Annotated in this window: 15 protein-coding genes; 8 read left to right on the forward strand and 7 right to left on the reverse strand. The window is 60.4% G+C overall.

Translation table 11 applies throughout. The annotated features are described in order from the left end of the window. The first annotated feature begins 326 nt into the window (after window positions 1–326). A complete protein-coding gene (locus tag FHT71_RS13930; protein WP_183720404.1) occupies window positions 327–1,013 on the forward strand; it encodes a MerR family transcriptional regulator in 687 nt (228 codons plus the stop codon). A 16-nt stretch (window positions 1,014–1,029) separates the two neighbouring features. Here the strand turns inward: FHT71_RS13930 and FHT71_RS13935 are convergent, their stop codons facing one another. After that, on the reverse strand, window positions 1,030–2,157 hold the full coding sequence (locus tag FHT71_RS13935; RefSeq protein ID WP_007802152.1) for an ATP-dependent RecD-like DNA helicase: 1,128 nt from the start codon (window positions 2,155–2,157) through the stop codon (window positions 1,030–1,032). Between the two features lie 146 nt (window positions 2,158–2,303). On the opposite strand from FHT71_RS13935, the gene FHT71_RS13940 reads away from it, so the two are divergent. Genes FHT71_RS13940 through FHT71_RS13950 form a run of 3 tightly spaced genes read left to right on the forward strand, consistent with a single transcriptional unit; the run spans window position 2,304 to window position 3,989 of the window. Further along, the gene (locus FHT71_RS13940; protein WP_007802155.1) at window positions 2,304–2,684 is read left to right on the forward strand and encodes a hypothetical protein; all 381 of its coding nucleotides are present in this window, start codon (window positions 2,304–2,306) and stop codon (window positions 2,682–2,684) included. Between the two features lie 10 nt (window positions 2,685–2,694). Further along, window positions 2,695–3,210, forward strand: a complete 516-nt coding sequence (locus FHT71_RS13945) for an RNA polymerase sigma factor (RefSeq protein WP_183720407.1) — start codon at window positions 2,695–2,697, stop codon at window positions 3,208–3,210. Then, entirely contained in the window at window positions 3,207–3,989 is a 783-nt protein-coding gene (locus FHT71_RS13950) for an anti-sigma factor (protein ID WP_132590803.1), read from the forward strand. The genes FHT71_RS13945 and FHT71_RS13950 overlap by 4 nt, the downstream gene beginning before the upstream one ends. A 3-nt stretch (window positions 3,990–3,992) precedes the next feature. Here FHT71_RS13950 and FHT71_RS13955 read toward each other — a convergent pair whose 3' ends face one another. The 3 genes from FHT71_RS13955 to nthA are packed head-to-tail and all read right to left on the reverse strand — an operon-like array spanning window position 3,993 to window position 5,642. Further along, window positions 3,993–4,364, reverse strand: coding sequence for a nitrile hydratase accessory protein (locus FHT71_RS13955; RefSeq protein ID WP_132590801.1), 372 nt, complete (start codon window positions 4,362–4,364; stop codon window positions 3,993–3,995). Next, the gene (gene nthB / locus FHT71_RS13960) at window positions 4,351–5,010 is read right to left on the reverse strand and encodes a nitrile hydratase subunit beta (RefSeq protein WP_183720410.1); all 660 of its coding nucleotides are present in this window, start codon (window positions 5,008–5,010) and stop codon (window positions 4,351–4,353) included. Before nthB ends, FHT71_RS13955 begins: the two co-directional genes overlap by 14 nt. Beyond that, complete coding sequence (gene nthA / locus FHT71_RS13965; protein ID WP_183720413.1) at window positions 5,007–5,642, reverse strand: nitrile hydratase subunit alpha; 636 nt, start codon at window positions 5,640–5,642, stop codon at window positions 5,007–5,009. Before nthA ends, nthB begins: the two co-directional genes overlap by 4 nt. Window positions 5,643–5,741: 99 nt before the next feature. On the opposite strand from nthA, the gene FHT71_RS13970 reads away from it, so the two are divergent. Together FHT71_RS13970 and FHT71_RS13975 are read left to right on the forward strand one after the other, a co-directional pair. Further along, window positions 5,742–7,022: an SDR family oxidoreductase gene (locus tag FHT71_RS13970; protein ID WP_132590795.1), complete on the forward strand. Its 1,281-nt coding sequence runs from the start codon at window positions 5,742–5,744 to the stop codon at window positions 7,020–7,022. Next, window positions 7,022–7,498 carry a DUF2269 domain-containing protein gene (locus tag FHT71_RS13975; protein WP_183720525.1) on the forward strand — a complete coding sequence of 159 codons (477 nt, stop codon included), beginning with the start codon at window positions 7,022–7,024 and terminating at the stop codon, window positions 7,496–7,498. Before FHT71_RS13970 ends, FHT71_RS13975 begins: the two co-directional genes overlap by 1 nt. Here FHT71_RS13975 and FHT71_RS13980 read toward each other — a convergent pair. After that, on the reverse strand, window positions 7,490–8,083 hold the full coding sequence (locus tag FHT71_RS13980; RefSeq protein WP_132590793.1) for a LysE family translocator: 594 nt from the start codon (window positions 8,081–8,083) through the stop codon (window positions 7,490–7,492). The genes FHT71_RS13975 and FHT71_RS13980 overlap by 9 nt on opposite strands. A 160-nt stretch (window positions 8,084–8,243) precedes the next feature. On the opposite strand from FHT71_RS13980, the gene FHT71_RS13985 reads away from it, so the two are divergent. Then, window positions 8,244–9,092 carry an aldo/keto reductase gene (locus tag FHT71_RS13985; protein ID WP_132590791.1) on the forward strand — a complete coding sequence of 283 codons (849 nt, stop codon included), beginning with the start codon at window positions 8,244–8,246 and terminating at the stop codon, window positions 9,090–9,092. 33 nt (window positions 9,093–9,125) lie between these two features. On the opposite strand, the gene ilvN is transcribed toward FHT71_RS13985, so the two are convergent. Together ilvN and FHT71_RS13995 are read right to left on the reverse strand one after the other, a co-directional pair. Then, the gene (gene ilvN / locus FHT71_RS13990; RefSeq protein ID WP_007802177.1) at window positions 9,126–9,698 is read right to left on the reverse strand and encodes an acetolactate synthase small subunit; all 573 of its coding nucleotides are present in this window, start codon (window positions 9,696–9,698) and stop codon (window positions 9,126–9,128) included. A 26-nt stretch (window positions 9,699–9,724) separates the two neighbouring features. Next, complete coding sequence (locus tag FHT71_RS13995) at window positions 9,725–11,518, reverse strand: acetolactate synthase 3 large subunit (protein WP_007802179.1); 1,794 nt, start codon at window positions 11,516–11,518, stop codon at window positions 9,725–9,727. Window positions 11,519–11,864: 346 nt separating this feature from the next. Here FHT71_RS13995 and FHT71_RS14000 point away from each other — a divergent pair, with 346 nt between their 5' ends. Further along, entirely contained in the window at window positions 11,865–13,955 is a 2,091-nt protein-coding gene (locus FHT71_RS14000; RefSeq protein WP_132590789.1) for an ATP-binding protein, read from the forward strand. Window positions 13,956–13,960: the final 5 nt, after the last annotated feature.

The following is a 13,960-nucleotide window of genomic DNA, read 5'->3' on the forward strand; positions in this document are numbered from 1 at the left end:
CGCGAGTGTTTCACCCGTCAGCGCGACACTGAAAGTACATATGGTTCGGTCCTCGCACTTTAGACGATCAAGCGTTTCTCCAACGCTGATTCCTCACGAGAATCGCCTTCACCTGGTGCAACTTTCTGTCCGGATTGCCCTGCAAATTAAAAGTCACTAATTTTGATACTAACAAAATACGTCAATCACGGGTAACGTAAGCTCACAATATCGAAGAGAACACCGCCAGTTGCTTCTATGCCTGAACAGGAACGATAAGAGGGAACCCCACTCAACCGCACCCTTTTGCAATTTGCAGACGCACAATGAGCACAATGGGAGGGACCATGGCAGAAGGTTACAAGCAGGGGTTCACCTCAGACCTAGCGACACAAACGCGACCGCGGCACCGTTTCCTCCCGTCAGCGGCTCTCCCCGCCGACTTGCCCCGCGGAAGAGTACCGATCGCCGACATGGCCAATGCCTTCGGCGTGACCCATCGAACCCTGCATTTCTATGAGGAGAAAGGGCTGATTTCGGCCAGCCGAATTGGCCTGATGCGCGTTTATGAGCCGGGCGACGTTATGCGCATGGCCGTCATCAACGCTTGCCGCGAGGCCGGCATGGCGGTTGCCGTGATCCAGGATCTGATGACTGACCTCATCGAGGCCGACTCGCAGGAGGCTGCCGAGGCTCTGTTTCGCGATGCGCTCGTGACCCGCAAACGCGAACTCAGCGCGGAAATGTCCACATTGCATCGACAGATGCAGCAGGTGAGCGATTTGCTCGACTGCGAGGCGACCGAGGATCAACCCCTCAACGACAATCAAAGCGGATCGGCACTCACGGATCAGGAGTTGCGGTGTCTCGCACTGATGGCGGCAGGGCTTTCCACGCAGCGCATTGCACGCACCCTCGACCTTCGAGATGACACTGCACGATCACTTGAAGCCGGCATCATCCAGAAATTCCACGCCAACAATCGCTTTCAAGCCATAGCCAAGGCCGTCATGCTCGGCGTCGTCCAAGTCTGACGCTCAGGAAAATTGCCTAACGCACGATCGTCAAGGTTTCTGCTGCGCGCGTGATAGCCGTGTAGAGCCACCGTTCGCGTGTATCGCGGAATGCCCAGCTTTCATCGAACAGCACGACGTTGTTCCACTGCGAGCCCTGCGCTTTGTGAACCGTCAGCGCATAGCCGTAGTCGAATTCGTCATAGCGCTTGCGCGTGTTCCAGGGAATCTCACCCTCGACATCCTCGAAAGCCTGCTTCAGCAGCTTGATCTTCGCTGCGCCGCGATCCATGTCGTCGTCTTCAGGCCGGATCAACAGGTTGATGCCGGGCTTCGTCGTCTCCCTGGACGATGTCATCACCTGCCAGAGCGAGCCGTTGAGCAAGCCCTTTGCCGGATCGTTGCGCAGGCAGACGAGCTTGTCGCCCGTTTGCGGATACTCGGCCGTAAAACCCTTCAGCTCGCGAAGCCGCTGATTGTATCGGCGTCGCGTGCGGTTGGTGCCGACGAGCACCTGATCGGCATCGAGCACCAGCGACTGGTTCACCTCGCCCTTGGAGATGACCTGCGCGGTGCCATAATCGCCGTAGCTGACTTCGTTGCCCTCACGAACCTGCATTGCGAGCTGGATGATCGGATTGTCGCGAGCCTGGCGGTGAATGTCCGTCAGCAGATAGTCCGGCTCCTGATTGGTGAAGAAGCCGCCGCCGGAAACGGGAGGCAGCTGGCCGGGATCGCCGAGCACCAGAATCGGCGTTCCAAAGCTCATCAGGTCCCTGCCCAGCGCCTCGTCCACCATCGAGCACTCGTCAACCACAATAAGCGCAGCCTTGGCAACCGGGCTCTGCCGGTTGATGGAGAACATCGGCGCGATGGAGGTCTTGCCCGTTTCCTCGTCCTCGACTGCCTCCTCGCCGCGCGGGCGATAAATCAGCGAATGGATCGTCTTTGCGTTGCTGGCGCCGCGCGATCGCAGCACCTGAGCCGCCTTGCCCGTAAACGCGGCAAACAGCACATCACCGTCCACATGCTCCGCGAAATGCCGCGCAAGCGTCGTCTTGCCCGTACCGGCATAGCCGAACAGACGGAAAAGCGGCGACCGCCCTTCTTTCAGCCATTTGGAAACGGCCTTGAGGGCTTCATCTTGTTGCGGAGCAAATTGCATCGTGGATCGACTTGGCAGGATTCGCCTGACATAGGCAACCCAGAAAATCTGGGCGAGCGGGCGATCACAATGGAATAAAACCGACGCCGATGGTGTCTCATGTCTGGCAACGCAATCAAGCGTGCCAACACGTGAGGAGAGAACCCATGAAATCCGCAAAGATGCTGATCGCATTTGCCATTGCATCCGCCGTCGCAACGTCCGCATTTGCGGCCCCGCCCGTCAAGGCGGTGAAATCCAGCAAGGGCGAGGTTCTTGCCGGCGAAAACGGCATGACTCTCTACACGTTCAAGAAGGACAAAATGGGCGTTTCCAATTGCTACGACGATTGCGCCAAGAACTGGCCGCCGCTGAAGGCCGCTAGCGATGCGAAGCCAGAGGGTGCATATTCGATTGTCGAACGGAAGGACGGCAGCAAGCAGTGGGCCAAGGACGGCATGCCGCTCTATTTCTGGGTGAAGGACAAGAAGATGGGCGATATCACCGGTGACGGCGTCGGCGGCAACTGGGATCTCGTCAAGCCGTGAGCGAACCGATTTGAAGACACCAGGGCAAGATACCTTCGAGGGCCAGATCCTGGCCCTCCTTCCCTCGCTGAGACGCTATTCCCGCAGCCTCACCCGCTCCGACGCGGACGGGGAGGATTTGCTGCAGGACTGCGTCGAGAAGGTCCTGGCCCGCCGCGGACAGTGGCGGGGGCTGAACTTGCGCGGCTGGGTGTTGACGATCATGACGAATCTCTATCGCAACGGCCGCCGCCAGACGGATCGCGCGCCGTTCGTGGAACTCGACGACGCTGAGGATACCGTATCGGTGGATCCCGCTCCCGATCCCCTCGAACGCTCGCGGCTGGAGGACGCGCTAAACAGCCTCTCGGAGGAAAACCGCTCGGTGCTGATGCTGGTCGTCATCGAAGGCTATACCTATCAGGAGGTCGCGACCGCGCTCGACATCCCGATCGGCACGGTTATGTCGCGCCTGTCACGCGCGCGCCAACGGATAGGAGAGCGCATGAAGGCTGACAATGTCATTACGCTTCGGAGACCGAAATGAACGAGATCAACCAGACCGTGACCGAAGCGGATCTTCATGCCTATGCCGACGGGCAGCTTCCCGATCAGGCACGCGCGCGCATCGAAGCGTGGCTCAGTGACAATCCGGACGATGCAGCAAGAGTGGCGGAATGGACGGCACGAAATGCCGATATCCGATCGCTCTTCGCAGCTTATGAAAAATCCACGGACGCGGATATAGGGCTCGTCACTGGCCGCAGACAGCCCGCAAATTGGCCGAAGCGCCTGGCGACGATGGCCGCGATCATAGCGATTTTCGGCCTTGGCGCGTTGAGCGGCCACTACGGCCCGACGCTGTTTGAAAAGCCGGATCTGCAACTGACGGAACTCGAAACGCTTCCCAACGAAGCCCGCAACGCCTTCCTAGTTTACGCCGGTGAGGTCCGTCATCCTGTCGAGGTCTTTGCCAATGAGGAAGCTCATTTGGCGACCTGGCTCGGCAAGCGGCTAGCTGTTCAGGATCTCAAGGTTCCGAACCTGCAGGAGCTCGGCTTCAAGCTGGTCGGCGGTCGCCTGTTGCCCGTCGATGGCAGTCCCGGTGCGATGTTCATGTACGAGGACCAGGCTGGCGAACGCCTGACGGTCCTCGTCGGGCGCAACGCCGATAACAGATCTACCAGCTTCCGCTTCGCCTCGTCCGGCAATATCGAAACCTTCTACTGGATCGATGGCGAACTCGGCTATGCCGTGACCGGCGAGGTCTCGCGCGATGTGTTGAGAAAGGTCGCGGAGGAGTGCTACAGGCAGTTTCCGTCCTGATCCTCAGTACAGCGGATCATTGGCAAGCTCGATAGGCTTGCCGTGCGGCGTTGCCTCCGCCGCCCGCTGCCAGCTCTTCTGCAGATCGAGGATCATGTCGGCGTCGGCCACGCCGAGTTTGACAAGGATCGCCGAAAGCGCCGCCACCCAGCAATCGAAATAGTCGCTGCCGTCTTCGGCGCGGCCGGGCTGATGCAACTCCAGGGACAGGGTCTTTGCCCATTCGCTCCACGTAAACAGGCCGCGCTCGTGCAGATGCACCGTCATGGCGAAAGCTTCCGCAGCCCAGGGCTCGGGAAAAACCGGCTCGCCATCGGAGGATTTCGGCAGTTGCGGCGATTGCGCCAGCGGCGAGCGCGTTTCACACTGGCTCAAGATAGCTCTCCCAGGCATCGATCGACACGCTGAGCGTCGGGTCGGCACCTTCGCCCCAGATCTCTACACCGTCGAACACGACCGTATAAACCCATTGCGGGTTTTCGCCCTTTCCATGGGCGTTGTCGTCCGGAAACACGAAGGAGCCCTGCACCGCCTCCACAACGCCGGTTTTGGCGCGTGCATAACGCGGCAGCCGCGTATGTGTGGTCGGATTGAAATTCCTGGTTCGGACCCTGTCCCCGGCGCCAAAGCGGGGCAGCGTTGTCACCGACCGATCACACGGACCACCCTTTGCCAGCACGCCCGCCACCATGTCGGCCTTCAGGACGCGCTTCGGCGTCGCGCCATCCGTTTGCTTGTGGCCAGCAGCGATCTCTCCGGCGGTGACGAAACCGTGCCGCTCAAGCAGCACCTCGAGAGCCCGCGTCCAGATCTCATAGTAGCTCGCGCCAAGATAATTCGCCGGCGGAATGTTTTCGCGGGCATGCCGACTCTCGTCGATATTCCAAGCGCCAAACGCGCCACTGGAAAGCGTAAGTCCAAGCGCCCGTTTCTCCCACTCCGCATGGAAATACGGCTCGTTCTTCTGGGGCGCGACTGGGCCGAAGCCCATCTGACCGCCAAGGTCGTGAGGGCCGTTCATGGAGCAACTCCCGCCACAGCCGCGAGACCCGTCCCGATCATCGCGTCGCGGCTGACGAGATCGGCAAGCTGCTCCTCGCTCCACCCTTCTGTGCCTTCCGGTCGCTCGGGAACGACCAGATAACGCAGCTCCGCAGTCGAATCCCAAACGCGGATCTTCTTATTCTCCGGCAACATCACGCCGAACTCAGCCAGCACGCCCCGCGGATCGATGACCGCCCGCGAGCGATAGGCGGGGGCCTTGTACCAGACCGGCGGCAGGCCAAGCACGGACCACGGATAACAGGAGCAAAGCGTGCAGACGACGAGATTGTGCGTATCCGCGGTGTTGAACACCGCACGCATGTGCTCACCCTGACGGCCGGTATAGCCGAGGCTCGCGACGGCAGCCGTCGCATCACGCCGCAACCACTCGGCAAATTCATGATCACTCCACGCCCTGGCAACGACGCGCGCGCCGTTGCGCGGACCGACCTTTGTCTCGTAGGTCTCCACGATCGCGTCTATCGCCGCCGGATCGATCAGTCCCTTCTCCGTCAGAACCGTCTCAAGCGCCCTCACCCGCGCCTGCATGTCGGTATAGCGGTTATCGTGGTGGTGGTCGTGGTCGTGCTGGTGATCGTCGTCGTGCACGAGATATCCTCCTCCGCCAATCTGCCGCTATCTTTAGGCTCTCGTGCGCGTCACGCCAAGGCCTCTTGCCGATGCAACTTTTCGGTTAAGTTCGATGCCATGAACATCCTGATTCTCGGTGCGACAGGCTTTATCGGTTCGGCGGCAGCATCCCGCCTGCTGGCTGACGGGCATAGTGTTACTGGCCTCGGACGCAACCCATCTCGCGCTCGTCTGAAATTGCCGGATATCAGATGGATTGAGGCCGATCTGTCAGAAATGCTGCGCGCGGAAGATTGGCGCGCGGTCATTGAAGGTCATGACGCCGTCGTCAATTGCGCGGGCGCTCTGCAGGACGGCCTTGCCGACGATCTGGCGGCGACACAACACAAGGCGATGCTGGCGCTGTACGCCGCCGCACAGCAAACGCGCCCTCTCATCGTCCAGATTTCCGCACGGACGAACGGCGCTGCCGGCGACCTGCCGTTCCTGGCAACGAAACGTCAGGCTGACAAAGCGCTCGCCTCAAGCGGCCTGCCTCATGTCATCCTGCGCCCGGCCCTCGTCCTCGGCCGCAACGCCCATGGGGGTTCGGCCCTGCTGCGCGCCCTCGCCGCCCTGCCCTTCAGCATCCCGCTAGTTCATGCAGCTAGTCCGGTTGCAACAGTAGCACTTGACGACGTCGCGGCGGCGGTAAGTAGCGCTGTGGCGGGACATCTCCCATCTGGCACTGACGCGGATCTTGCATCGACCGAGCAATTGACGCTCGCCCAACTCGTTACCCTCCACCGGCAATGGCTGGGTTTGCCGCACGCAGATGTGGTATCCCTGCCTGCCGTCGCTGCCGCACCGGCCACCTGGGTCGCAGACGCTGCCGGTCGCCTTGGATGGCGGTCGCCCTTGCGCTCCACGGCCATGACCGTCATGGCGGAAGGCATCCAGCCAAGCGCCGACAGAGACCCCGGTATTGCTACAGCGTCGGCGCGGGACATCTTGCGCATGAACCCGGCCGGCGTGCAGGATCTTTGGTTTGCCAGGCTCTATCTCCTGAAGCCGCCGATAATCGGTACTCTGTCGATATTCTGGCTGCTGTCGGGTTTTTTGCCCTTGCTTGATATTGGGCGTGCCGCCACGCATTTCCTGCCGCTGCTGCAGGCCGGCCCTGCCGTGTCGCTGGCCGTCCTCACCTGCCTGATCGATATGCTGCTCGGCGCGGCTGTCCTTGTCCGGCCACTCGCCCGCAGAGCTATGCACGGCATGATGTTGGTCTCGCTGACCTATCTTGCCGGTGCCACCATCGTCGAACCTTCCTTGTGGCTCGATCCGCTTGGCCTTTTGGTCAAAGTCCTGCCGTCGCTGGTGCTGACGCTGGCCGCCCTCGCTATTTTGGATGAAAGATGATGCTCGAACAGTTGCTGCTGCTGGCACATGTGATCGGCGCGACTGTCCTGTTCGGTACGGGCGCCGGCATCGCTTTCTTCATGGTGCTCGCACACGGGACGCGGGATCCTAGGCTGATCGCTCATGTCGCGGGAACCGTCGTCATCGCCGATACGCTGTTTACGGCGACAGCCGCACTTCTCCAGCCGGTGACAGGTTATCTGCTGGCGCGACTGATCGGCTGGGAGCTGACAGAGGGCTGGATCACCCTCTCATTGCTACTCTACGTTTTTACCGGCCTTTTCTGGCTGCCGGTCGTCGGTATTCAGATCCGTATGCGAAATCTCGCCCGCGCTGCCGCTGTGGCGCGCGCGGAGTTGCCCGCAACCTATTTCCGGCTTTATCGCATCTGGTTTGCCTTTGGATTTCCGGCATTCTTCGCAGTTATCGGCATCCTGTGGCTGATGCTCAACAAACCGGCGATCACACTATTTTAGCATCGGCCAGAGGCTGAGCACCAACAACACGGCCATGGTAATGTTGAACCATTTGAGCCTCACAGGATCCGACAGCCAATCGCGCAGCGCCGAGCCGAACCCTGCCCAGGTCGACACGCTCGGCACGTTGACCAGCGCGAAGGCGAAGCCGACAATCAGGACACTCGCAAGATAGATATCCGGGATGGTATAGGTTGCCATCGCGGTTACGGCCATGACCCATGCCTTCGGATTGACCCATTGGAAGGCTGCCGCCGACAGGAACGACATCGGCTTCACGCCGCTTTTGCCTTCGCTAAGTGTACGCGATGTCGCGATCTTCCAGGCGATCCAGGCAAGATAAGCGCCGCCAGCAAACTTCAGCGTCGTATAGAGCGCCGGCACCGTGTGCAGCAGCGCTCCAAGTCCAAATCCTACGCCGATCAACAGCGAGAAGAACCCTGCTCCGATACCCAGCATATGCGGAACGGTGCGGCGGAAGCCGAAGTTCACGCCGGATGCGAAGAGCATCATGTTGTTGGGGCCTGGCGTTATCGATGTCGTAAAGGCAAACAGAACAAGTGCCAGAAATGTATCCAGCGGCATGAGACCTCCCAGAGGCCCGCGATTGCTTGGGCGGGCTCGATTGATTTAGGTCAATATAGCTGACCCAAATTCGCCGTTCCACGCAATCATTGTCATGGTGACAGGATTGGTTGAAAGATTGCGGAGCCGTCCAATCTTTTTCGAAAGCGGAAATGACATCATGCGAGACGACGCCATCCCAACCATCCAACTTCCGAACGGTGCAGAGGTTCCAGCCCTCGGTCAGGGCACCTGGAACATGGGTGAGAATCCCACCGAGGCGAGGCGGGAAATAGCAAGCCTGCGCGCTGGCCTCGATCTTGGCATGACGCTCATCGATACCGCGGAAATGTATGCCGAAGGTGGCGCGGAGAAGATTGTCGGCGAAGCGATCCAAGGGCGACGGGACGAGGTCTTTCTCGTCAGCAAGGTCTATCCCTGGAACGCCAGCCGGAAGGGAACGATCGAAGCCTGTGAACGCAGCCTATCGCGCCTCGGCACCGACCGCATTGACCTCTACCTGCTGCACTGGCGCGGCGATCATCGCCTCGCGGACACCGTCGAGGCGTTCGAAGCGTTAAAGACATCCGGCAAGATCGGCGCCTGGGGCGTCTCCAACTTCGATATGAATGACATGGAGGAATTGCTGACCGTTCCCGCGGGGCGCAATGTCGCCGCCAACCAGGTTCTCTACAACCTGTCGCGCCGCGGCGTTGAATACGAAATGCTGCCTTGGTGTCAGGAGCGTCAGATCCCGCTCATGGCCTATTCGCCGATCGAACAGGGACGCATCCTGCATCACCCGGAACTGATCCGCATCGCCAAGGTTTATCAGGCAACGCCGGCGCAGGTGGCGCTTGCCTTCCTGCTGGAGCGTGACGGCGTGATCGTTATCCCGAAGACGTCGAGCGCTGCCCGCGCCGCCGAAAACCGAGACGCCGTCTCGCTCGACATTACCGACGAGGATTGGGCCGTGCTGGATGCCGCCTTCCCGCCTCCGGCAAGAAAAAGACCGCTGGAGATGCTCTGATCCCAGCGGTCTTGGACGTCACTGCACGGTGCCTTACATGCCCTGCTGGCCGCGGTTCATCGCGGCAATGCCGGTGCGGCAGACCTCGATCAGGCCGAGCGGCTTCATGATCGAGACGAACTGATCGATCTTCGAGGACTTACCGGTGATTTCCAGGATGAAGTGATCGACGGTCGCGTCGACGACCTTCGCATGGAAGGCATCCGCAAGACGGAGCGTTTCGGCGCGGGTCTCACCCGTGCCGACGACCTTGACGAGCGCCACTTCGCGCTCGATCGGCCGTTCCTGACCGAGTTCGCGGGCGCGCACCGTCAGATCGACTACCCGGTGAACAGGCACGATGCGCTCGAGCTGCGCCTTGATCTGTTCAAGCACGTGCGGCGTGCCGCGCGTCACGACGGTAATTCGCGACAGATGCGCCTGATGCTCGGTTTCGGAGACAGTCAGGCTCTCGATGTTGTAGCCGCGGCCTGAGAACAGGCCGATGACACGGGCAAGGACGCCCGGCTCATTGTCGACGAGGACGGAAAGCGTATGGCTTTCGGCGGCCGCCGTCTCAGGCGAGATGAAGTAGGCAGAGCCCGTCGGCTGAAGGTGTGCATTCATGATCGTGGGTTTCCTCTACCTTGATATCAAACGAGCTGGCGGCCTTTGGCGTCGATCGCATTGGCGACCGCCTCGTCCGTGGCTTCATCCGGCAGCAGCATCTCGTTGTGAGCCTTGCCCGAGGGGATCATCGGGAAGCAGTTGGCGAGATTGGCGACGCGGCAATCGAAAATGACAGGCTTCTTCACGTCGATCATTTCCTGGATCGCACCGTCCAGATCTTCCGGCTTGTCGCAACGCAGGCCAACGGCACCGTAGGCTTCGGCGAGTTTGACGAAGTCAGGCATCGCTTCCGTATAGGAATTCGACAGGCGGTTGCCGTGCAGCAGCTGCTGCCACTGACGAACCATGCCCATGTACTGGTTGTTCATGATGAAGATCTTGATCGGCGCCTCATACTGGATGGCCGTTGACATTTCCTGGATGCACATCTGGATCGAGGCGTCGCCAGCAATGTCGATGACGAGGCTTTCCGGATGCGCGATCTGAACGCCGAGCGCTGCCGGCAGGCCGTAGCCCATGGTGCCGAGGCCGCCCGAGGTCATCCAGCGGTTCGGCTTCTCGAAGCCGTAGAACTGTGCCGCCCACATTTGGTGCTGGCCGACTTCGGTCGTGATGTAGGTGTCGCGATCCTTGGTCAGCGCATAGAGGCGTTCCAGCGCGTATTGCGGCATGATGACATCATTGCTCTTGGTATAGGCGAAGGAGTTGCGCGCGCGCCAACGGGTGATATCGGCCCACCAATCGGCGATCTGGCTCTTCTCCGGCTTCTTCGGCAGCGCCCGCCACAGGCGGACCATATCTTCCAGAACGCTTCCGACGTCGCCGCGAATGCCGAGATCGACGCGAACGTTCTTGTTGATCGAGGACGGGTCGATGTCGATGTGGATCTTCTTCGAGTTCGGCGAGAAGGCATTGATGCGGCCGGTGATACGGTCGTCGAAGCGCGCGCCGATGCAGACCATGACGTCGCAGTCATGCATCGCCATGTTCGCCTCGTAGGAGCCGTGCATGCCGAGCATCTTCAGCCAGTTCTTGCCGGAAGCCGGATAAGCGCCGAGGCCCATCAGCGTCGAGGTGATCGGGAAATCCGTCAGCTCGACAAGCTCGCGCAGCAGCTTAGTGGCCTCGGGGCCGGAATTGACAACACCGCCACCGCTGTAAATGACCGGACGTTTTGCGCTCGCCATCAGCTCAACGGCCGCGTGGATCTGGTTAAGATCGCCCTGGACCTTGGGCTGATAGCTCTTCTGGATCGCATGGGCTGCCGGCGGCGTGTAGGTGCCGGTCGCAAACTGCACGTCCTTCGGAATGTCGACGACAACCGGGCCCGGACGGCCGGACTGGGCGATGCGGAAGGCTTCATGGATGATCGCAGCGAGATTGTTGACGTCCTTGACCAGCCAGTTGTGTTTGGTGCAAGGGCGGGTGATGCCGACGGTATCGCACTCCTGGAAGGCATCCGAGCCGATCAGTGAGGTCGGAACCTGGCCGGTGAGGCAGACGAGCGGGATGGAATCCATCAACGCGTCCTGCAGCGGCGTGACGGCATTCGTCGCACCCGGACCCGAGGTAACGAGCATGACACCGACCTTGCCGGTGGAGCGGGCATAGCCTTCAGCCGCATGGCCGGCACCCTGCTCGTGGCGGACGAGAATGTGCTTGATATCGTCCTGCTGGAAGATCTCGTCGTAGATCGGCAGCACTGCGCCACCCGGATAGCCGAAGATATGCTCGACGCCGTTGTCCCTCAGTGCCTGGAGGACGATCTCCGCTCCCGTCATCCGATTGCCTGCTGCCTGATTGTCCGTGCCCGTCATGTTTGTTTTCCATTTTGACTGCTGGGATTTGAGTTTTGTGGTCCGGAAGCCCGAATTTCGGACATAAAAAAAGGCCCCTGAGGGAGCCTGTCATCTAGCGCATGGGTGGCTATCGCCGGATGGTTACACCACCCTGCCCATGCGCCTTCCCACCACGATAAGAGCTACTGCGATTTTCATGGGGCGAAGTGATAGACAGAAAATTTCGCATCGTCAACGCATGCCGCAATAAAAAATCGAGCAGCGTCGTACCGCCCGAACGTGTGCGTGAACGGCCCACCTTTGGCAAAAACACTTTCTTAAACGTTCGCTCATATCCTCTTTTGCTACCGCAGGGAGTAGCCCTTTGCTGAACAAGGACTTGCACACCTCAAGCAAGGCAGGCGAGCATGACCGCCGCGATGACCAGACCCCGGGCAACCGGTTTCTCGGTCGCGTTGTTGCGTGTAGCGGGTCTCGCGCTACCATCGCCGCAGTCGCCGAAGCTGGCGGCACAGAGTTGGCCGAACTGTGGTCGGTCGGCAGGTTGATTTCGATCAGCGTTGGTCGAAACCGCGTGGTCGCCCTCGTCTACTCCATGAACACCGGCGGTCACGGCTGGGGTGAAGGAGAGGACAACTACTTTCAGATCGAAACCGAACTGCTCGGCGAGGTCCGCGTCGACGAGGATGGGCGCGAGCAGTTCTCGACCGGCATCTCCCGCTATCCCTATCTCGGCGCCATCGCCCATCGCATTCGCGCAAGCGACCTGATGCGGATCTATGATGCCGGCACCGGAACGACGGCCGTCATCGGCAAGCTCACGCAGGACGAGAGCATCGACGCTGCAATCCACATCCCCTCCATGCTGTCGAAACACTTCGCCATCGTGGGCTCGACCGGCGTCGGCAAGTCGACCGCCGTCTCACTACTCTTGCAGAAGGCAATCGAAGCCGATCCAAAGCTGCGTGTCCTGATCCTCGACCCACATAACGAGTTCGCCGCCGCCTTCCCGAAGCACTCCGTAGTCATCGACACCGATACGCTCGATCTGCCTTTCTGGCTGATGAAGCTGGAGGAGTTCGCCGAGGTCGTTTTTCGTGGTCGCGCGCCTATTCCAGAAGAAGTCGATGTTCTGCGAGACCTGTTGCCGGAGGCAAAGCGTGCCTTCCGCGGCAGCGACAACTCGCTCGTCCGTCGTACGACGGAGAAAAGTTCGATCACGGCCGATACGCCGGTTCCGTATCGCATGGCGGACCTGCTCGCCTTGATCGACGAGCGCATCGGTCGGCTCGAGGGCCGTGGCGAAAAGCCTCTCCTCAGATCGCTGAAGATGCGTATCATCGCCGCCATCAACGATCCTCGCTACCACTTCATGTTCTCCAGCAACACGATCAGCGACACGATCATGGAGACGGTGGCCGAAATCTTCCGTATTCCTGGCGATAGCCGACCGATCTGCACCTTCCAGCTGTCCGGCATCCCGTCCGAGGTCGTGAACTCCGTTGCCTCGGTTCTCTGCCGCATGGCTTTTGAAATCGCATTGTGGAGTGACGGCGCCATCCACATGCTTGTGGTCTGCGAAGAAGCGCACCGCTACATTCCGTCGGACCCAAATCTCGGCTTTTTCCCGACCCGGCAGGCTATCGCCCGCATCGCCAAGGAAGGCCGCAAATACGGCGTGTCGCTGGGGATTATCACCCAGCGCCCCGGCGAACTCGATCAAACGATCCTGTCGCAGTGCTCGACGCTCTTTGCCATGCGCCTAGCCAATGATCGCGACCAGGAGATCATTCGCTCGGCGATTCCCAATTCGTCGATCTCGACGACCAGTTTCATTTCCTCGATCGGCAACGGCGAGGCGATTGCCTTCGGTGAAGCGATCAGCGTTCCGATGCGAATGCGCTTCTCGCGCGTCGAGGAGCGCTACTTGCCCAAGGCCAATGGCGCCAATGTGAAAGTCAGCGAAGAGGATCCTGATAACGTCGACCTGCGCAAGATCGTGACGCGCATGCGTGCCGTCAGCGGTCCCGATATTTCGGCGTTCCAGCAAAGCTATTCCGCCGCGATGCCGCCCAGCGGTCCTTATGAGGACGAAGACGACTATGACGACGTCGACGGGCCAGTAGCACCATCTTCCTACCCGTCGGCACCAATGGCTGCCCGCATGCCGGCAACACCGCCACTTGCCCCGATCGAACCCTATCGCCGCGATATGCTGCCGGGGGCAGGCTCGCAGCGTGAGCCTCTAGCCGCCACACCGCGTTCAAACGCCGCGGTGCCGGAAACGTCCATCGACAGTCGCCTCGAGGCTCTAAAACGCGAAATCCGCGGAGAATCGTCACCGGGACAAGGCGACAAGCCAACTGTCGCAGGGAGCATTCGTCGCGAACCCGGCATGTCCCTCCGTGACAGCATACTGAAAAAGCCCCTTAGCAGCCTGAACGATAAGGACTAACGCCG

Origin of the sequence: Rhizobium sp. BK060, assembly GCF_014193145.1 — a bacterium.
Lineage (GTDB): Bacteria > Pseudomonadota > Alphaproteobacteria > Rhizobiales > Rhizobiaceae > Rhizobium.